Source organism: Paenibacillus amylolyticus (assembly GCF_050990605.1).
GTDB lineage: Bacteria > Bacillota > Bacilli > Paenibacillales > Paenibacillaceae > Paenibacillus > Paenibacillus amylolyticus_H.
Genome location: NZ_CP158832.1, coordinates 315,292 through 334,380, shown reverse-complemented (window position 1 = coordinate 334,380; position 19,089 = coordinate 315,292). Strand labels below are relative to the sequence as shown.

The following is a 19,089-nucleotide window of genomic DNA, read 5'->3' as shown; positions in this document are numbered from 1 at the left end:
TGATAGCGACATTAACCAACCTGATTCCTAATTAAAATGAACCGGACTCTCGTCCGCCTGCCGGAAGGCATCTGCTTTCTCATCGATAAAGTTCAGGAACTGGCTGGTATGTTTCATATGCCATGTGCTAAGTTCTTGAATCGATGCGTCCAGTTGGGTGACAATGGGCTCCAGCCTGCGACTACGGCTTGTATGCAGGTATTGAGCCATGCGGCTTCGTACCTGATTCAGCTCAGCGTTGCATTGCTGTGCATTTTGCTTCCACCGGGAGGCTACACTTTTCAGTTCTTCTGGCGTTACCTGAATCAAGCCGGAAGCTCCTGCCCCAAGAGCCATACCGCCGCCAGACTTGGAACCTAACGGACCAAAGTTCTTGCCGAATGGTCCCATGTGATCCATAAGGCGCGGTGAATAGCGGATTCTCTCTCCCGTAATCGGATCGTACAGGTCATTGGATATGTAACCATTTTTGAAATCATATTGATCCAGACTGTGATAGTTTTCCCCACCAAATGAGTTCTTGGCCTTATCGATAATGCCCACTCCATCATTTGCATCCTCATAATTGGAATTAATGTAGAAGGTCGATCCTACATGCCGGTCATATCCTCCCAATGTTCCGCTGGCTACCAGATCACTGGGATTGGCATAGTTCACAACCTGCCCGTCAAACTCACCCGATTCAGCCCGGCGCCGCATTTCTGGCGTCAAATTACCCATTACCGATGGTGCACTGAACGTCACGGCTGGAATTCCTGTATAAGCAGATGCATATTGTGCATTTCCCCCGCCCAAGGAATGTCCGGTCATCGAGAAATTCAGATCCTTATGCTTGTTCTGCATGTGATTTGCGTAGTCTTCGGATTGATACATCTGATTGGCCCAGCCTGTAGGGGAAACGGTTTTTTCAATATCCTTTACACGATCACCCGTCCAGTTCTCCACGTCTCTTACCCTGTCACCAGCCCAATCCTCCACTTTGGATATGCCCGTGAAGTCTTTAACACCTTCGACCCCTTTGTCGAGCCAATCCGGCGTAAGATTATTGACAAAATTCCCGGCCTCCTGTTGGCCCTTACGAATCAATTCTCCGCCCCCAATGCGGCCATCCATGACAAAGTCAGGTACAGAGCGATCCAGAGACGCACTTCCTTCTGTACCACGATAAGCAATGACAGCTTCCTTGGTCTCGGGATTATAAAATGTTACAGCATCAAAACCGGAAAATTTGTTACTTTCCGTCCCCTCAAGGACCTCCCATCCGGGAAGTTCCGTTAATTTGTCTCCAGCCTTTTGATCCTGGTAGGCCAGATCAGACATCGTTTTATACGTTTCATCATCAATGTTGGACCCGTTACTCAATAACTACACCTCCTTTTATTTTTTGTATGGATCATGTCCCTTGGCCATCATCGCTTCTTCAATCTCAGGGCTAATGACCAGGTTCTTGGTTACCTTCTTTTTGTAGTCATACGAAATGCCAAAGCTCTGATCTTCATGATCTTTCACATGGCCTTTCAGCCCAATCTGGGACACTGCCATTTCCGGCAACAACTCTTTGCTTGTAATCACAACATCCAGTTCAAACTTCTGTTTGAAGTGCTGAATTACGGTTGTTTCAGCTTCTTGATATAGCGCTTCCTTCTCACTTGCATTCATGTTCTGACAACCTCCCAGAAATATAGTCAACACCATCATTAGTGTGAATAAACCCTTCAACCATCCTGCACGTTTAATACAGATCCCTCCTCTTGGTAGAATCGGGGCGTTCACTAGATGTGAAGTCCACCCTATTCATCTGTTACCTGCATCATAGTACAAAATCAACATGAGCCATATCGGCTAACAGGATCGTTTTCATGTAACTTTCTTCCTATATGATTCAAATAGGCCACTTTGGTGTACATTACCCACTTTCCTAATTCTTGCATCAGTTTTAGCTTCTCGGCTTTCCATATATAACAAAAAAGCATTCTCTTCAACACATATTGTGTAGAAAAGAATGCCCTTTGTCTTCCGTCAACATCATTCTCACTAGACTCATCCATACTGTCTGGCCCCGGTTTCGTCCAGTTGTTCACACACGAGATCATTGTAGGGTTTACACCGCCCAATCAATTCATCATGTGTTCCAGCATCAACGAGTTCACCTTGATCCAGTACATATATGGTGTCCGCGCTACGGATCGTACTTAGCCTGTGGGCAATGATAATCTGGGTACATTTCAACATGTTCAGATTATGGGCAATGGTCGCCTCTGTAACGGTATCCAAAGCACTGGTTGCCTCATCCAACAGAAGAACTTTGGGTCTACTCACCAATGCTCGTGCCAGAGCTACCCGTTGCTTCTGCCCTCCAGACAGATTCGATCCCGCCTCAGAGATCAGTGTATTATATTTCATTGGCATCTTCTCAATATCGGCATGAATATCAGCCAGCTTCGCTGCGATCACCACATCCTCCAGCGTTGAATCCGCTGCGTGCAGCCTAATGTTTTCATGAACAGTATTGTTAAAAACAAAGTTATCCTGAAGCACAATACTGATCTGGCTGCGAATATCCTGCTGTTCCAGTTCTTCTACATTCATCCCGTCAAAATAGATATTGCCCTGGGTAGGAGTGTACAGCCCTACCAGCAATTTTGCCAAGGTGCTCTTTCCTGATCCTGATTTGCCAACCAGAGCGACCCTTTGCCCTGCTTTGATTGCAATATTGATATTTTTAAGCACATCTTCACCATAGTCCGTATACCTGAAGCTGATCTGATCAATCGTAATATCCCCATTCAGCTTCACACCATGAAGGGGTGGCGTTGATTTTTTCTTGAATTTATTACTCTCCTCGGCTTGAATGACATCATAGATTCGATCCAGTAACGCATCCGCCATCACGAACTCATTGAGCATCAACGCAAGCGAGTTCAACGGCCCCAGAAACAACGCGGCAAGAGACTGGAATGAAACGAGCATGCCGAGGGTCATATTCCCCTGCATAATCTGATATAATCCCACCAGTAGAATGAGCATCGGAGTCATAAAGTTCAGCGTGTTGGTCACGGTATTCACTCTCGTCTGAAAAATCGCTTTTTCCTTGACTGTTGCGAGTTGACGCTTGAATAGCGCTCTCCATTTCTCCGCGGTACGCTCTTCAATTCCTAGTGATTTGATGGTCGAGATGCCTTCCAATACTTCCGTCATGAATGATCCAGCCAGACTTTGGGCGACAATCTGAGTTTGTGTCAGCTTCTTGAATCTGCTGCGTGTGTATACAAAAACAAGAATTTGTATCAGCCCTACACCAAGCAGTGTGAAAGCGATCAAACGGGACTGGATTATAATATATGTGAATGTAACAACAATTAAAAATAGATTGATCAGCGTAGAGATCATCTTCTGGGACAAAATTTCCCGAATCGTTGTGTTGCTATTAATTCGCAGCATCAGATCCCCACGTGAACGAATTTCGAAATATTGATAAGGCAGTCTGAGCATATGTGAGACAAAGTTTGTCGTCAGTTGGGAATCCAGCAATTCCTGAAGCCGTACAATGCACATATCCTTCATATAACTGAAGCCGATCTGAAACAGGGTTAACAGCACAATGCTAGTGATTAGGACAGGAAATAACGAGTAACCCTCCCCGCTAGTGGCCGCATCAATTGAAACTTGCATCAGGAACGGAAAAGCCACCGAAACCAATTGCAACCCCAGAGCAAGTAGAATGGTCCAACCAAAATATTTTTTGTTACTGCGAATCAAATCCTTGAAGTACGCCACTTTACTAATCTTTTTCTCGGACAAAGGTACAAAGCCCTCATCCGGATATACGAGCAAAAAAATACCTGAATATTTCTCCGCAAACTCCTGCGTACTGATAACCATCCTGCCCAAAGCCGGATCGACAATAATGTACTGACCACCCGTCTTGATCCGCTCAAGCACGACAAAATGGCTGTCTTCCCAGAAACAAATGACTGGCAAAAAGTCATTGTTAAGTGTTTCAACAGGCGCTTTTTTGGCTACCCCTTTCAAATGATAGGTCTGGGCAACCTCTTTCATTTTGAGCATGGAACTGCCATCCCGACCGTTCCCCAGCATCGCAAAACGTTCCTTCAGATCCGTGAAATCCGCTTCGTAGCCGTGATATGCGAGTAACATATGTAAGCAACTCGGACCACAATCATATTGATTCATTTGCAGTTTGACAGGGACTTTGCGTTGTCTCTTTCCGCGCAGACGGAATACAGGCCGTTCAGGCATAATGCTGCCCCATGTGGGGAGACTGTTCCATAGTATCCATCTGCTGCTGAGCGGACGCCATTTCCATAGCGTATGTCTGCGCCATATCCCTTACTTCCTTGCCTTTTGGTCCCTCCATCATAAGTACTGAAGGCAGGTCACGATTGTAAAGTCGGAGCAATTGATATCCAATGCCGGCAAGCCCTAGCATCAGTCCTGGGATTTGCTGACGACCTGGAATGCCACATCTCCAATGATGGTTATCATTTCTCACCTGTGTCACAATGTAATTTGCCATCTGAACTGAGTACTCCTTCAACTCTTCATCCTGCAAATATTCGGCTGCGAGCAGGAACAACTCCAGATTGCCCATATCCCCATGGCAGAGCGAATAGCTAACTTCTGTAAACCCTTCTTCCATCGTCTTGGCTAACGCTCTGCGGATATCCTTCTCAACCGTATCCATAGCTCCTAATGGCCTCAATTGCTGCGCTAATCCTATACGGGCGATCCCTAGACCAGGTGCGCCATTACACCAGTACATAACATAATGTTCTTCCGGCATGCTGCCATCGGTGAACCGCAGATCTTTCCAATTGTTCACTTCAGGACTGTAGAGGGCTTCCTCATACTTCAGTCCTTCCATACAGGTTTCAAGATAGGCTTTGTTGCCTGTAGCACTGTATAGACGGGCCAAACTCAGACAGATGCCTGCGTTCCCATGTGCAATGCCGCTAAGTGGCGTTTTATTAATCGCTGACGTCACCCAAGCCATACCTTGATCCATCGGCTGCGCAAGCTTCAGCAAACGATCTCCGCATCGCACAGCCACGCCCAGCGCTTTCTGCGATTGAAAGTTCATATACATGTCCACACAAGCCATCAATGTACCTGCACAACCTGAGATCACATCCAATTGCTGATCATTATCAATCATATCATCCAGGATATCGAGCAATTCCAGCGTATCCGGGTTAATCCCCGGTTCGGAACATACGTTGGCTTTATGAACCAGTAAATAGAGAAGTGATCCATAGCCAGTGAACAATGAGATGTTTCTATCGATTTTTTTACGAATCATTTCCCAGGCTGTTTGAATACACAGATGAACCATCTGCATATATTTGTGGTCACCTGTCTCCTGACTCAGATACAGATAGAAATAGGCAATGCCCGTTACCCCGTTATATAACCCCAACTCCGAAGATTTGTAGATTAACTTCTCGTCTGCGTCCATACCCATACTGATCCATGACACCGAAAGACCTTCATCTCCCATAATGGCAATATCCTTTATGTAATCCCCGATCCTTACGGCTTCATACAAATATTCTTCTTTCGTCATGGGTATTGGAAGTTCACTCAACTGTGCCGGTTGCACACTTGCGGTACTCTTCTCCATAGCGAATGAACGTTCCAGCACATACTTGGTCTGGAGTGTCCTTTCGGTAAATTCCCACTGCATGTCCATGTCTTTTGGGTTCATTGCCCGCACTTTATCCGCAGTCTGCGTTAAAATATCAGAGGAAAATACACCGGCAATGGCTTGGTTGTCGTGGTGGTGAAACAACATGTCCTGGCCGATACAGGTCTGGAACATAGGTACGTCTCCGTGCAATAGATCGTAGCATTCATATTTCACGAGCTTTTCACGCATACGATCCTGTCGTACAATCATCCACATCATGTCGAACAACAAGCTCTTATCCAGCCCGTTTCTGAGATATTTGGGATGGGAGCTGGCTTCAATCAGCGTAAAGTATGTAACAGTCGGACGAACGATCGTTCGTACAGCACAACCATAAAAGTAATTGCAAACGATGGAGATAAATGACTCCTTTTGCTCCATGATGGCGTTGTATACAAGATAGAATCCCTTCTTCAAACTTTGGATATATCGTTCAGGTTTGATGGGGGTCTGTTCATATGAAGGCAAATGACTGAACCGACTCACACTTACTTTGCTTCTTTGTATTCTCATAGTATCTGTATTCTTATCGTGAATTTCATACGTATTGAGTACCTGATCTACGTCCCCCGCAAGCCCACTTAGATCACTGTGATACAAGGCATTGGAGTCCAGCGTGGGCAGCATGCTCGTTTTTAACACAGAATCATTCAATATCGAAAGGGTCTTCTCCAGCGCCGTATAGTATTCCTTCTCCTCCGCATATTTGAAGGGCTGATTGTGAAGCAATGATTCCAGATCGACAAAGAATGGATGCTCACCTTGGGCAACGATGTTCTCCATATGCATGTCCGTTGCGTTAACGGCATACAGAATAGCAAGATACTGCCCCTGCCGTTCAAAAAAACGTTCCGCTGCCTCCAGACTGGTGACTTCCTCATACGGAATGAACTGCTGCCAGCCATATTCGGAGCGATCCAGCGATTTGGCAATCCGGAAAGGCAATCCAATTTGCTGTTCGTTAAACCATTGCAACAATCTGGAAAAAGCGGTGTCGATAGCCATGTTCCTTGGTTTGTACATGACATTGGCCCCTCCTGCAAATGTCAACCGCAATACACTGGCTCCTCCATTGTGGGAATCCCCGAGAAATATGATATCCTCCAGCTTATCCAGCTCGAAACCAAAAAAGGACTCCAGTTCACGACGATCTTTCGTCAGGCGTTCCAGAACACGCATCATATTCAGGCTGATCCGAAGAGTATGCTCAACAAGTCCTCGGGCAAGAACAGGATATTCCAGCAGTAAGGCGAGAATCTGTTCTCTGGACTGGATGTTCTGGCTCACAAAGTGCTGATACCGCTGCCGGGAATCCTCACCTCTCAATTCATCTTGTAATCTCGCTTTGTTTAACTCATAGATTAGTGTCTTGGCAGACATGTGGAAAACTTTATCCGAGACCGTCTTCAGAACAAGCCCTGTAACACGCCGTTTGTTCAACCAGTCATATCCTTCATTCAGGCCTTCGGTCATGATCTGAATGGATCGTTGAAGAAAGGGTTTGGAAAACTCAAAGAACGGAATTTCATCCGTATCGCCCTCAATAAAGTTTCCGATCTCCACATGCTCATTCTCAAGAAATGTTCTGCGGAGTTCCTGATGCCAGGTCATTTCAGCAAAGTCGTACATAAAACCTGCATCATTAAACATAGCTTGCACCGTATCCACATTCATGGATTCAGCCCGGAAGCGATTGGACAATTGCTCCTGGTCCTGAAAAAACTTGTCAAGCCATTGATGCATTCTTCCTGAATCCGTTTGCTCTACAGGCATGTCCACATTCGGAACGTTGGGAAGTTGTGCAGTATATCGTTGCACAAACTGTTTGTATTTCTCTGTTAAGTAGAGTGCGTCACTCCAGCGGGAGTCATGTAACCGCTCCTGTATGACCATCATTTCATCTCCCTTACATTGGATGGTTTGGTGTCCAAAATCTCACATAAAAAAATCAAGCACATAACTGAAATCAGCTATGTGCTTGAAGATGAGAGCAAAATTTAACAACAAGTAAGCCAGGAAGAAGGCGAAACCGAATTATAATGACATTCATGACTTACCGTACAGAATACACCGCCGCTAGCTTCAGCATCAATTACAGATACCGCCCCTGTAATGACCATAAGCTCGTCATCACTGATGTCCTCGATTGCTCGCAATGCTTCGAGATTGAATTGTTTCATTGAAAAAACCTCCATTCGAATTTTTTTATATGTATAGCTTATAAAAAGCTAAACACCAATGTTGAACTCAACCGCAGGATAATGTAAAATATTTAAATTATGTAATTATTTTCTATATATTTAGTCTAGCATAATTTGCTAGTTTTTGTAAATATATTTTCAGAATTTTTACCATCATTTGACACAAAAAATCTATTTTACTAGAATCACAACAAAATCGTGTTATTCCGTTGTTAAATGCATAAAATTTTAAAAGCCTGTCCAAGACAGGTGTTTTTCTAAGTAGCAGGCAACTGCAAAGCAGCTCTAAGGCCTTCCCCACTATCACTCTCAAGAATAAGCTTTCCCCGATGAGCCTTCGCAATCCTCGATACCATTGGAAGCCCCAGGCCATGTCCCTGACGGGAAGGCCGTACGCGCCCTGCCGCATAGGGGAGAACCACCACATCGTCCAGATACTCTTTTGGAATTCCTTTTCCATCATCTGACACCACAAATTCACAACATACATCCTCAGCTGCACGCATCGTTTCCAGCACAATTGCACACCCATCCGGGTTATGCGTGATACTGTTTTGTACCAAATTCGTTACTGCACGATACAATAATCGTTCATCCCCCATAACATGAAGACTCTCGTCCTGAACGTGAAGCGAGATTGGATAACGCTCATCCAGTCCATTATTCAAAAAATCCGACACAGCCTGCCTTGCTAGTACCGAGAGTCGAATCGACTTCAACTGTAGAGGCTGCATCTCATACTCCAGCATGGATACCAGGTTTAGATCACTGACCAGTGACCGCAGACGTTCTCCCTGGCGACGAATAATGGAGGCCTGCTGTTTGTGCTCGGCTGACAAATCCGATTGCTCCTCCAACTCACTCGCGTAACCCAGAATCATGGACAAGGGTGTCCGTATATCATGGGAAATGCCTGCGATCCAGTTGGATCGCGCTTCATCTCTCGCTTTTAGAGCATCATCCTTGTCCTGAAGCATACGGGATGTTGAATTGATGCTTTGTGACAGATCATTAAATATACCTTTGGTTTCGACGTGAACAGGCTCTTCCTTTGCCAATGCGTGAATGCCATGGATTAGCGGTCGAATACTACGGATCACCCGCGTTCCAATGAGTATGGATACTAGTAGAGCAAGAGCTACATTACACACCAACAATAGTATGATCCGAATAGGCAATGACTTGAGCCACTCTGCCAGAAAGTCAAACTGGTATTTTCCGTACGTATTCTTAGGGTAGCCTACGACCAATAATCCATCTTCACGTTCCCATACGTACACCGGGTATTCCTTAAGATAGTATCGCGAGAACTTCGCAACATCCGTCACGTCATAAGAGCGCGGGATTTCAGCCGGAAGCCGTTCGCTCCACTGTACCTTGCCCTGGGGATCGAGCAGCATCGCCCAAGCCTGATATGTATCCAGCAGTTGCATTCCATCGCTGTTTAGCGCATAGTCCCCCTGCTCGCCCTTACTCAGGCCACTGGCCATCTGTTTCACAACCGCACCGGGGGAAGGACCCTCATGAATTTCCTTGAAGATCAGCGAACCTAGCAGAATTAGATTGAACAATAACAGCACCACAGATACCAGAATGGTAGATCCGACGAACTTTCTTAGAATTCGAACAACGCCATCCATCACCTAGACTCCTGAGCCATCAGTTTGTAACCAAGGCCCCGAACGGTTAGCAAAAATACCGGTTTGGATGGGTCTTCCTCAATCTTCTCCCGGATTCGCCGAACATGCACCATCAGTGTATTTTCATAACCATAACTCTCGTCTCCCCATACGGCTTGACACAGGGCATCGCTGGTTACAATCCGGCCTTGATTCTCATACAACTTGATCAGTATGGCGTGCTCCTTAGCTGTCAATGGAAGCTCCCTGTCTGTCCCCTGTACAACAGCACTCTCCAGATCAATGGTTTGTTCACCTAAACGGAATACAGGCAATCTCTCCACCGTATTGGAGGCATATACCCGCTTCAGAATAGCCATCAGCCTGAGAATCAACTCTCTTGGCAGAAAGGGCTTGACCATATAATCATCCGCTCCCAGCCCCAGACCGAGCAAACGATCCTCATCTTCACCACGTGCCGATAGAAACAGAACAGGCATGTCCGAGAATGACCGGATCGAAGAGAGCAGAGAGAACCCATCCCCATCTGGAAGCATCACGTCCAGGATTGCTGCATCCGGCTTTTCAAGCCTGCATACTGCCAAGGCATTCACGAAGTTATCAGCCGTATAGACCCGAAAAAAACCTTCTTTACGTAAAAAACGTTCAATCATTTCCCGTATCTCAGGTTCATCATCTACGATCAATATTTTCTTATTCTTCAATAATTCCATTGATATCACCCTTTTTATTATACATCATAAAGGCATTCATCCGATATTTTCCATTTCCATTTAAGGTAATTGTAAGGTTATCTTCAGCCACGAGCAAGAAGCCTGATCTATATTTAGAGCAACTGAGATATTAGTGAAATGGAGTTGAGATCAATGATAAATTCTTCCCCCATCGTGGAAACGCATAACCTGTCCAAATCTTATGGCGGTACTAACCGCGTACACCAGGTTAATCTGGCAGTTGAGACGGGACAGATTTTTGGCTTCTTGGGTCCGAACGGAGCAGGCAAAACAACCACATTAAAAATGCTGTTGGGTTTGATCAAACCCACCGAAGGTACTGTGAAGGTGTTCGGCAAAGATCTGAATAAACATCGCCCTTCCATTCTGAATCAGACAGGTTCACTGATCGAATCCCCATCTTATTACGGCCACTTGACTGGACTTGAGAATATGAAAGTCATGCAGCGACTGCGGAACGTACCGAACAAAAATATTGATGAAGCTCTCAAAATTGTCCGGCTCGAAAATCAAAAACATAAGCAGGCCGATCAGTATTCCCTAGGGATGAAGCAACGACTAGGTATTGCCATGGCCCTGCTTGCCTTCCCAAGCCTGCTTATTCTGGATGAGCCTACAAACGGACTTGATCCGGCCGGAATCGGTGAGATCCGGGAATTAATCAAGTCCCTTCCGGGTCAATATGGCATAACAGTCCTGTTATCCAGCCACCTGTTGTCAGAGATCGAACAGATTGCTACCTCGGTCGGGATTATCAGTGATGGCAAGTTGCTGTTTCAGGGAACCATGCAGAGCCTTCAAGCCAATAACAAGACCACCATTCGTTTTCAGACAACAGACACGACAAGGGCAGAGAAAATCCTTTTGACTCAAGGCTACATGCCCACAGTTCATGGAAAACAGTTGGTGTTCAACTATCTTCGTGACGAGGAAGTCTCTCGGATGAACAAGGTGCTGGTAGAACACGATATCCCCGTGATCCGGATCGAGGAACACAAAAAAAGTCTGGAAGACATTTTCTTGGATCTGACCGGAAAGGAGCGGAGCCTGTAATGAAAGCTCTATCCCTGGAGTATTATAAAATCCGCCGCAAAAGGATCTGGGTCATGCTATCCCTTTTTCTGGCAGCAGAAATGATCTGGGCCTCCATGTCTATGAGTATCTCCATCTCCCGAAGTGCAGCCAATGCGAGTTGGGAAGCTTTGATCTTCAGCATCGCTTCCATGAACGGACTGTTCCTGCCCATTATATCGGCTATCGTTGTATCGCGCATATGTGACATGGAGCATAAGGGGAACACATGGAAGATGCTGATGACGACCAACATCGGACGTAATCATGTCTACACAGCCAAGTACATATGTGCGAACAGCCTGATTCTATATGGTATTCTTGCGCAAGCTGTGTTCATTGTCGGTTTCGGTCTATCCAAAAACATTTCCGGCCCACTACCATTCTCCCTGCTGGTGCAGTTCGTTATAGGCACACTGCTAACTACACTCGCGATAACCGCTCTTCAGCAATGGCTGTCTCTTACGGTACGCAATCAGGCTTTTGCGTTATGTCTGGGTATGCTGGGCGGATTCATTGGTACAACATCGGGGTTGTTTCCTGCAGGTGTACGTCACCTTTTCATATGGTCTTACTACATGGATCTGAATCCAGTCACTTACATTTACAGCGCAACTTCGGGTACCTATGTATCGGGTATGCTGCCTGTCGGGCTTTTCTTAGCCGCCTTGTTGATGGCTGCCATCTTCTATTTTGCAGGGAATATTCATGCTTCAAGAAAAGAGATTTGAGGAGGGAAACACATGCTGAGGAGCATTTCCGCCGAATGGCTTAAACTTCGGCATTCCCGGATCAGTCTGGTTCTGGCCATTCTGCCTATTATCAGCCTGCTTATCGGATGCTTTAACTTTTATTTCAATCAAGCGGCTTTACAAAACGGGTGGTACAGCCTGTGGACACAGGTCAGTTTATTTTACGGGGAATTCTTTCTACCTATCCTAATCGCTATCTGTTGTGCCTTTGTATGCCGCCTGGAACACAGTAATCGCAACTGGAATATGATTCTGGCTTCTCCGGTTTCGGTCACCAGCTTGTTTGTTGCCAAGTTGGTCATTGTCGGCATATTGATCTTCTCGGCCCAAACCTTCTTCATGCTCATGTACTGGGCAGCAGGCCAACTGTTCGTCATTCCAGGTCCGTTCCCGATGGAGACCGTCGTATGGAGCCTGCGAGGATGGTTTGCTTCTATCTCTATTGCTGCACTGCAACTAGGGTTGTCGATCCGGATAAGAAGCTTTGCGACGCCAATTGGCATCAGCCTTTGTGCAGTCTTTCTGGGACTAGGCATGTATGTGCTGAAAATCGGCATGTTATTCCCCTACTCCTTGTTAACTATAGGCATGGGCGTTCTGAGTCAAAAGGGACTGACATCCTCGGAGAATATCATCTTTCTGTTCATGAACAGTCTCTTTATCCTTCTGTTTGCTACCTGGTCGATCCGCCGCCTGAAATATAAAGACATCGCATCGTCCTAAATTACCGAGATCAAAGGAGGACAAGAACATGAAAAAAGCATTCACCATTCTCGCATTGGTACTTGTTATTCTAACTTGCCTGTGGCTCTTCTTCATGGACCCTGCTAAATTGACTCCCGATAACCCTGCCGGCAAAACAACCTACTATACCATTGTGAATCAGACTACAGTCAACAAAGATGACAATGGCAGATATGCTTATGAACTGATCGGCTATACAGACGAAGGAAAATCCAAAACACTCAGCTTCTCTACCAGTAAGCTACTCAAAAATGGGGCCTATCTGAAACTATATGTATCCACGCTGCGTGGTGTTACACACTGGGAAGAGGTCACAGCGGACGATCTGCCAGGGCAAGCCAAGCAGTTAACCTCTAAATAGAAAAAAGATGCGTATCTATATCTCCATTGATACTTGCATAACAAAAAGAGCCTTGCCCCATTACTTCAAGGGTGGCTCTTTTAGGTTATGCCAATGCCATCTGCAGCGCAGTCAGTGCAATCCCGATAACAAATCCGGTAACGGCTCCGTTGATCCGAATCCATTGCAGATCCTGTCCAACCTTATCCTCAATCATCGAAACCAAAGTGGCATTGTCCATTTTGTCCACATTTTCGCGTACCAGTTTACCGATTTTGGAATGGTTTTTCTCCAGCAGTGTTGTGACGCCATTTACGATCTTGGCATTCATGCCTGTCATCAACTCGTCATCTGCCCGCAAATCAACCAATACCCGCTCAATGGCAGGCAGTGCATACGTATCTACATACTGTCCATCTTCCATCGCGGCGAGCGCCTTGTCTCTCAGTTCGGTGAGTTTGTTCAGCACCGTTTCCTCTGCGTTCCAGCCCTCCAGCATATTGTTCTTCCAGCTGTTGACTCCATCTTGCATAGCCTCGCTCATCGCCAGACGAACTGTCTGGGTACGCACCATATCAAGCACTTTGTACCTTAGAGCACTGCCTTCACGTTTCATATCCTCTACCCGATCGAAGAGATATCCCTGCAAAATGCCACCCAGACGCTCCTCGTTCATATAACCCAGGAACGCGTTCATCGCAAACTGCATCAATCCGTTCATTTGAATGCCACTGATCGCTCTCATTCCACTTTCACCCAAAAACATCACCGTCTCGGGTTTAACCAGCCACTCTTCCGCTTGCTTCAGTCCATAGTCCAGTGCTTTGGCATCGTAACCCCGCTCTGTCATCTGATGGGCAGCCCGTTCCAGAATCGGACCCAGATCAAAGGCACCCGCCTGGGACTTGATCTCACGTGCTACGAGCGGAGCAATCTGCTCTAACGGCAGACCCGCCAGAATTCGTTTGCAGAGCGTATCAATCATGGTCTTGATTCCGTCATTATGAAGCTCACGCGTCAACGTATCGAGCACCGTCTCTGCTGCTTTGAAATCTGCAATTTTCTCCGTAATGCTGTCTTTGTTGAGCAAGTTATTCTCAACTGCAGAGACCAGACCTTCCGTCATTTTATCGCGATTTTTCGGCAGCAATGCCGTGTGTGGAATAGGAATGCCGAGCGGGTGACGGAACAGTGCGGTAACGGCGAACCAGTCCGCAAGTCCACCCACAAGTCCCGCTTCAAATGATCCTACCAGCAACTTGCCCACGGGAACGCCCTGGAACGGCAAGGATGCAGCAAATCCTGCTCCCATTACCACGAGAGACCAGGCAGCTGCTTTTTTGGTTTGTTTAGGTTTAGCCATTGTATTCTTGCTCCTTTATCGTTAATCGTACGGTCCGGTCTGTACCCGATTCCGCACTTCTTCGTTTCTTATGTAAATTCTCCATAGCAAAGTCTTGACTTCCATATTTCGTATACTTCATCTTATCACCCACAAGCATCAAAACCAAACCTCTGATTGGAGAAAAAGGATATTTGGAGCGTTTACTTCGCTATGTGGATCACTTCCTTTTCCAATACAAGGGGGATTTTAGTATAATCAATCAAGACGGCCCTTCGATATCGATTGGCTGCTGGACAGCAGGGTAATTACATAGTGGAACAATGAATCAATAAGAGGAGGAATTTCGGACCATGAAACACGTGCAGGACACAACCACGCTCTATAACGGAGTCAAAATGCCATGGCTGGGTTTTGGGGTATTCAAAGTTAAAGACGGAGACGAAGTCGTTCATGCTGTCAAAACAGCCATTCAAGCTGGTTATCGCAGCATCGACACAGCCAAAGCGTATAACAACGAAACAGGTGTCGCTCAAGGTATTCGTGAATCTGGAGTAGCTCGTGAGGATCTGTTCATTACCACTAAAGTATGGAATAGCGATCAGGGATATGAATCCACGCTAGCTGCTTTCGAAGCGAGCATGAAGCGACTCGAACTGGAGTATCTGGATCTCTATCTCATCCACTGGCCGGTTAAGGGCAAGTACAAAGATACATGGAGAGCGCTGGAGAAACTCCATAAAGAAGGACACATCCGTGCGATTGGTGTAAGCAATTTCCAGATTCACCATCTGGAAGACTTGATGATTGATGCCACGATCAAACCTGCAGTCAATCAGGTGGAACTTCATCCACTATTGATTCAATCGGAGCTTCGTGAGTACTGCAACAAACATCAGATTCAGATCGAAGCCTGGTCTCCGCTCGGACAAGGGCATCTGATGGATCATCCGTTGCTTCAGGATATCGCAGCCAAATACAGCAAGTCCCCCGCACAAGTGATTCTGCGCTGGGATCTGCAGAACGGCATCGTGACCATACCCAAATCCGTCACGCCTGAGCGTATTCGCGCGAACGCCGATCTCTACGATTTTGAGTTAACTTCGGAAGAAGTAGAGCAGATTAACGGCCTGAACGAGAACAAACGCTTTGGTTCCGATCCAGACAACTTTAACTTCTAATATAAGCAGATTAATTCGATTACACCCGCCTTCGATCTTAGAAGCGGGTGTTTTGGTATGTGATGTTATAGGCAATCTATTCGTTGTTAAGAATGAAGGCGAGGCTCGCTATCCTACACAGGTCGAAAGAAAAATTTTTTTGACCATTTAGAACTATTTTGTCTCCTCATCAGTCTAACGAGTGTCAAGCGAACTCAAGCACTTATATAGAATCCAGGCCTGGAACAAGCGGTGACTTGAATATTTAGGTTTATCAGGGGGGATCAGGAGTGATTAGACTGAACCATAGAAAGACAAAAGAAGAACAGTTCAGCGAAAAAATAACAGAGATTCAAAATAAATTATATCGACTGGCATACTGCTATGTTAAAAATGAACAAGAAGCGCTGGATATCGTATCCGAAGCGGTCTATAAAGGGTACATCGCTTATGGAAAGATGGAGTCCATGACTTATTTTGATTCCTGGATGTCACGAATTGTGATTAACACAGCAATAGACCATATTCGACGCAACCAGCGAGTGACCTATATGGAGGATCATATTCAGGAGTTTGTGGCTCCAGAGCGAGGGGCATCGTTGGAAGAAAAAATGGATCTATATGACGCACTGGACCGACTTATACCCGAGGAAAGAGCCTATATTATATTAAAATTCTTTGTGAATCTGCCTTTTCGAGAGATGGCTGAAGTGCTCTCCATACCGGAAAATACAGTTAAGTCCAAATTCTATCGTATTATCAAAAAATTAAAAATTTATTTGATTGAAGGAGAGGTTGAGAACGTATGACAGGAAAAGATCGTTACGATAATATTGAAATCCCTGCTCAACTTAGTGATGTTATTCATCATGCCCAGAAAAGAGCCACTGCTCGCAAAAGCTCCTCCCGTATCATTCGCTACGCTTCCATTCTGGCAGCATGTGCCGCTTTTCTGTTCATAGTCAACATTCCTACTGTCGCAAACGCCATGGTCAAAATACCGGTGGTCGGAACGATTGTTCAGGTACTTCAATTCGGCGATGGCGGCAAGATTACCGATGGAGTAACTGTGGGATCGGAAGCAACCGAAAATACGCTTAAAATAAATTTTAGCACCAACGAGCAAGATCAGACTAATGACGCACCCCATTATAATGTGGTACACAAAGAAGCACCGAATCGTATCCTCTTCACTTTTAGCGGTGCACGTTTCATGGATGTAGAGAAAGTCAAAGCCGACTTCATGACCCAGCCTTTAGTGAAAGATGTTTATGGCTCCATGATTTTAGACGACTCTTCCGTCGGATTCGTAGTTGTTTTAAACGAAGGGGTACAGTACGCCGTAACGGAATTCAAGAACCCTGGATACCTGGAAGTGAAACTGACTTCCGACGGCAAACCGGTCACACCTTGGAAGGTATACTCTCTCCGCACAGAATCAATGCCTTTTGGAGAATCGATGGGTATAATTAAAGAATCCTATCCGGATGAGGACATCTCTTTCCTCAAAACGTCCACTGGTGAGTTTACAGCAGTTATTGGAGAATATTCTACCGCTGAAGAAGCTGAACAGAAGCTCAAAGAACTCGCCGGGCAACCGGATTATCATGAGGAGTTTTATGTGGACAGCTGGATGAGTAACGAAAATCCAATGGATTAGTTATTATCAAAAGAAAAAAATCCCGATTCGGATGCGCGCTGAGCATCTCGAATCGGGATTTTATCGTTCATAGGCAACCCTATTCGCTTTTGGATACCAGCTTGAAATCATCAAAGTGGAAACCTGGCGCTACTACGCAAGTTACCAGTACAGGCTCATCGCCCAGCGGGCGCGCTGTCTGCCATACGCCGGCAGGAACGAGCACCTGTGGTGATTGTCCCGCAGCAATATCCATTCCCAGAACAAGAATTTCCTCGTTCTCCGGGTTCTCTCCGTTGCCGCCCAGCTTCAGTTCAACCGGACTGCCACTATGCCACAGCCAAAGTTCATCGGACAGAACGGTATGCCACTCAGATATTTCATGTGCGTGCAGCAGGAAATACGTGGAACTTGCCGAGAATCTTGGGCCGGAATAAGTATCCGGCAGAACCGACTGTGGAATCTGATAAGAAGCCTTCCATTCTTCCTTATACCAACCGCCTTCAACGTGAGGCTGCATATTGAGCGCAGCAACTAATGGCGATAATTCATGTGTCGTCATAACCTGTTTCCTTCCTTCTACATCATATTGGAGACACTCCTTAACCAGAGTTTCGCCTCTCTCCCCCTACTCTAAAACATCATTCAAGTTTTGTCACCTTGACAGCACACAATTTCCAATGATAGCGTTTACAAAAAGATGGATTTTCCGTTATGATATGGATATCGTTGTTAATCCGTGAAGCAGAGGGGAGCTGTACCATGAGTCTCATAGAAGATCGGATTGGACCCAAATATCGAATCGGTGAACATTCATTTACCATTGAACATATGCGCAGACATGATGGGAACGGTATGCCTCAGCCTCACGCTCATCCATTCTACGAACTGTATTACCTGCTTGAAGGTGAACGCATTTATTCCATGAATGGTCAGATCCTGTCTGCCCGCAAGGGTGATTTTATTCTGATTAACCCACACGATGTACATAGCACCTCCAAAGGAAGTATTCCTGGCTTCGAACGGATTTTAATCGGTTTTTCGCCTGCTTTTGCAACGGGGATGGAGCTTGGCATATGTGGTCTGCTGCCTTTTAATTGTTCAAGACTTCTTCGCCTGCCTGAAGCGGAACAGCCCGAGATGGAGCGTATATTGTGGCAGATGCTGCAAGAATGCAAAGAGCGACGCCCTCACTATGAGATTGCGGTCAGAAGTCTGCTTGCCCAACTTTTGATCCGTATTCATCGGGTGGAGGAGGATATTCGGCAGTCATGCCCCGGTCCTTTGCATCCGATGCAGGACAAAATCAGTGAAATCGTTACATACGTGAACAGCAACTACACCCAACCACTTACGCTGGAGGGTGCAGCCAATCGTTTTTATATCAGTCCATCCTATCTGAGCCGAATGTTCAGCCGGTTTACCGGGTTTCGGTTTAGCGAATATCTGCGTGTTGTTCGTGTCCGAGAGGCACAACGAAGATTGCTGTCGACACAAGAGCGTGTCCAGATGATTGCAGAGAAGGTAGGGTTTGAGCATACGGCTCATTTTAACAAAACATTCAAACAAGTCACCGGTACAACACCGCTGCGCTATCGCAAGGAACACCGGTAGATCTTCAGATCACATCATATAAAACCGAGTGGGTAGCCTTGCTCCAGAGATCACGTATTACTTATACCCGAAAGGCATCACGATCATTGGACCTATGGCTACGCCACTGCGGCTGAATTGGAACCACTTGTATAGACCCTTTTAC

General features: G+C 46.0%; 17 protein-coding genes. 8 read left to right on the top strand and 9 right to left on the bottom strand.

The genetic code is table 11. The features are described from left to right. Positions 1 to 27: 27 nt before the first annotated feature. The 7 genes from ABTV53_RS01585 to ABTV53_RS01555 all read right to left on the bottom strand — a co-directional run bounded on the left by ABTV53_RS01585 (position 28) and on the right by ABTV53_RS01555 (position 10,261). Positions 28 to 1,362: a lipase family protein gene (locus tag ABTV53_RS01585; protein WP_433749862.1), complete on the bottom strand. Its 1,335-nt coding sequence runs from the start codon at positions 1,360 to 1,362 to the stop codon at positions 28 to 30. A gap of 15 nt (positions 1,363 to 1,377) precedes the next feature. Further along, on the bottom strand, positions 1,378 to 1,659 hold the full coding sequence (locus ABTV53_RS01580) for a hypothetical protein (protein WP_433749859.1): 282 nt from the start codon (positions 1,657 to 1,659) through the stop codon (positions 1,378 to 1,380). Between the two features lie 381 nt (positions 1,660 to 2,040). Further along, complete coding sequence (locus tag ABTV53_RS01575; protein WP_433749856.1) at positions 2,041 to 4,260, bottom strand: peptidase domain-containing ABC transporter; 2,220 nt, start codon at positions 4,258 to 4,260, stop codon at positions 2,041 to 2,043. Next, positions 4,253 to 7,603, bottom strand: coding sequence for a type 2 lanthipeptide synthetase LanM family protein (locus ABTV53_RS01570; protein WP_433749854.1), 3,351 nt, complete (start codon positions 7,601 to 7,603; stop codon positions 4,253 to 4,255). Before ABTV53_RS01570 ends, ABTV53_RS01575 begins: the two co-directional genes overlap by 8 nt. Positions 7,604 to 7,704: 101 nt before the next feature. Continuing rightward, positions 7,705 to 7,887, bottom strand: coding sequence for a type A2 lanthipeptide (locus ABTV53_RS01565; protein WP_433749851.1), 183 nt, complete (start codon positions 7,885 to 7,887; stop codon positions 7,705 to 7,707). A gap of 278 nt (positions 7,888 to 8,165) precedes the next feature. Continuing rightward, the gene (locus tag ABTV53_RS01560; protein WP_433749848.1) at positions 8,166 to 9,548 is read right to left on the bottom strand and encodes a sensor histidine kinase; all 1,383 of its coding nucleotides are present in this window, start codon (positions 9,546 to 9,548) and stop codon (positions 8,166 to 8,168) included. Beyond that, on the bottom strand, positions 9,548 to 10,261 hold the full coding sequence (locus ABTV53_RS01555) for a response regulator transcription factor (RefSeq protein WP_074093207.1): 714 nt from the start codon (positions 10,259 to 10,261) through the stop codon (positions 9,548 to 9,550). The genes ABTV53_RS01560 and ABTV53_RS01555 overlap by 1 nt, the downstream gene beginning before the upstream one ends. A 156-nt stretch (positions 10,262 to 10,417) precedes the next feature. Here ABTV53_RS01555 and ABTV53_RS01550 point away from each other — a divergent pair, with 156 nt between their 5' ends. Genes ABTV53_RS01550 through ABTV53_RS01535 form a run of 4 tightly spaced genes read left to right on the top strand, consistent with a single transcriptional unit; the run spans position 10,418 to position 13,210 of the window. Further along, positions 10,418 to 11,335: an ABC transporter ATP-binding protein gene (locus tag ABTV53_RS01550; RefSeq protein WP_307543362.1), complete on the top strand. Its 918-nt coding sequence runs from the start codon at positions 10,418 to 10,420 to the stop codon at positions 11,333 to 11,335. After that, positions 11,335 to 12,084 (top strand): ABC transporter permease, encoded by a 750-nt coding sequence (locus ABTV53_RS01545; protein ID WP_091038114.1) that lies wholly within the window; start codon positions 11,335 to 11,337, stop codon positions 12,082 to 12,084. Before ABTV53_RS01550 ends, ABTV53_RS01545 begins: the two co-directional genes overlap by 1 nt. Positions 12,085 to 12,096: 12 nt before the next feature. Further along, positions 12,097 to 12,828, top strand: a complete 732-nt coding sequence (locus ABTV53_RS01540; RefSeq protein WP_433749845.1) for an ABC transporter permease — start codon at positions 12,097 to 12,099, stop codon at positions 12,826 to 12,828. Positions 12,829 to 12,856: 28 nt separating this feature from the next. Beyond that, complete coding sequence (locus ABTV53_RS01535) at positions 12,857 to 13,210, top strand: YxeA family protein (RefSeq protein WP_091038110.1); 354 nt, start codon at positions 12,857 to 12,859, stop codon at positions 13,208 to 13,210. Positions 13,211 to 13,295: 85 nt separating this feature from the next. On the opposite strand, the gene ABTV53_RS01530 is transcribed toward ABTV53_RS01535, so the two are convergent. After that, positions 13,296 to 14,552, bottom strand: a complete 1,257-nt coding sequence (locus tag ABTV53_RS01530) for a DUF445 domain-containing protein (protein ID WP_433749842.1) — start codon at positions 14,550 to 14,552, stop codon at positions 13,296 to 13,298. 332 nt (positions 14,553 to 14,884) lie between these two features. Between ABTV53_RS01530 and ABTV53_RS01525 the strand changes: the two genes are divergently transcribed. The 3 genes from ABTV53_RS01525 to ABTV53_RS01515 all read left to right on the top strand — a co-directional run bounded on the left by ABTV53_RS01525 (position 14,885) and on the right by ABTV53_RS01515 (position 17,351). Then, complete coding sequence (locus ABTV53_RS01525) at positions 14,885 to 15,712, top strand: aldo/keto reductase (protein WP_433749839.1); 828 nt, start codon at positions 14,885 to 14,887, stop codon at positions 15,710 to 15,712. 269 nt (positions 15,713 to 15,981) lie between these two features. Next, positions 15,982 to 16,500, top strand: a complete 519-nt coding sequence (locus ABTV53_RS01520) for a sigma-70 family RNA polymerase sigma factor (RefSeq protein ID WP_433749836.1) — start codon at positions 15,982 to 15,984, stop codon at positions 16,498 to 16,500. Beyond that, positions 16,497 to 17,351, top strand: coding sequence for a hypothetical protein (locus tag ABTV53_RS01515; RefSeq protein WP_433749833.1), 855 nt, complete (start codon positions 16,497 to 16,499; stop codon positions 17,349 to 17,351). The genes ABTV53_RS01520 and ABTV53_RS01515 overlap by 4 nt, the downstream gene beginning before the upstream one ends. 79 nt (positions 17,352 to 17,430) lie before the next feature. Here the strand turns inward: ABTV53_RS01515 and ABTV53_RS01510 are convergent, their stop codons facing one another. Then, positions 17,431 to 17,892, bottom strand: coding sequence for a cupin domain-containing protein (locus ABTV53_RS01510; RefSeq protein ID WP_433749830.1), 462 nt, complete (start codon positions 17,890 to 17,892; stop codon positions 17,431 to 17,433). A gap of 200 nt (positions 17,893 to 18,092) precedes the next feature. Between ABTV53_RS01510 and ABTV53_RS01505 the strand changes: the two genes are divergently transcribed. Then, the gene (locus ABTV53_RS01505; RefSeq protein ID WP_433749827.1) at positions 18,093 to 18,944 is read left to right on the top strand and encodes an AraC family transcriptional regulator; all 852 of its coding nucleotides are present in this window, start codon (positions 18,093 to 18,095) and stop codon (positions 18,942 to 18,944) included. Positions 18,945 to 19,089: the final 145 nt, after the last annotated feature.

Coding starts and splice junctions, on each gene's coding strand:
- ABTV53_RS01580 (WP_433749859.1), bottom strand. CDS start 1,659: ATGAATGCAAGTGAGAAGGAAGCGCTATATCAAGAAGCTGAAACAACC.
- ABTV53_RS01575 (WP_433749856.1), bottom strand. CDS start 4,260: ATGCCTGAACGGCCTGTATTCCGTCTGCGCGGAAAGAGACAACGCAAA.
- ABTV53_RS01570 (WP_433749854.1), bottom strand. CDS start 7,603: ATGATGGTCATACAGGAGCGGTTACATGACTCCCGCTGGAGTGACGCA.
- ABTV53_RS01565 (WP_433749851.1), bottom strand. CDS start 7,887: ATGAAACAATTCAATCTCGAAGCATTGCGAGCAATCGAGGACATCAGT.
- ABTV53_RS01560 (WP_433749848.1), bottom strand. CDS start 9,548: ATGGATGGCGTTGTTCGAATTCTAAGAAAGTTCGTCGGATCTACCATT.
- ABTV53_RS01555 (WP_074093207.1), bottom strand. CDS start 10,261: ATGGAATTATTGAAGAATAAGAAAATATTGATCGTAGATGATGAACCT.
- ABTV53_RS01545 (WP_091038114.1), top strand. CDS start 11,335: ATGAAAGCTCTATCCCTGGAGTATTATAAAATCCGCCGCAAAAGGATC.
- ABTV53_RS01540 (WP_433749845.1), top strand. CDS start 12,097: ATGCTGAGGAGCATTTCCGCCGAATGGCTTAAACTTCGGCATTCCCGG.
- ABTV53_RS01535 (WP_091038110.1), top strand. CDS start 12,857: ATGAAAAAAGCATTCACCATTCTCGCATTGGTACTTGTTATTCTAACT.
- ABTV53_RS01530 (WP_433749842.1), bottom strand. CDS start 14,552: ATGGCTAAACCTAAACAAACCAAAAAAGCAGCTGCCTGGTCTCTCGTG.
- ABTV53_RS01525 (WP_433749839.1), top strand. CDS start 14,885: ATGAAACACGTGCAGGACACAACCACGCTCTATAACGGAGTCAAAATG.
- ABTV53_RS01515 (WP_433749833.1), top strand. CDS start 16,497: ATGACAGGAAAAGATCGTTACGATAATATTGAAATCCCTGCTCAACTT.
- ABTV53_RS01510 (WP_433749830.1), bottom strand. CDS start 17,892: ATGACGACACATGAATTATCGCCATTAGTTGCTGCGCTCAATATGCAG.
- ABTV53_RS01505 (WP_433749827.1), top strand. CDS start 18,093: ATGAGTCTCATAGAAGATCGGATTGGACCCAAATATCGAATCGGTGAA.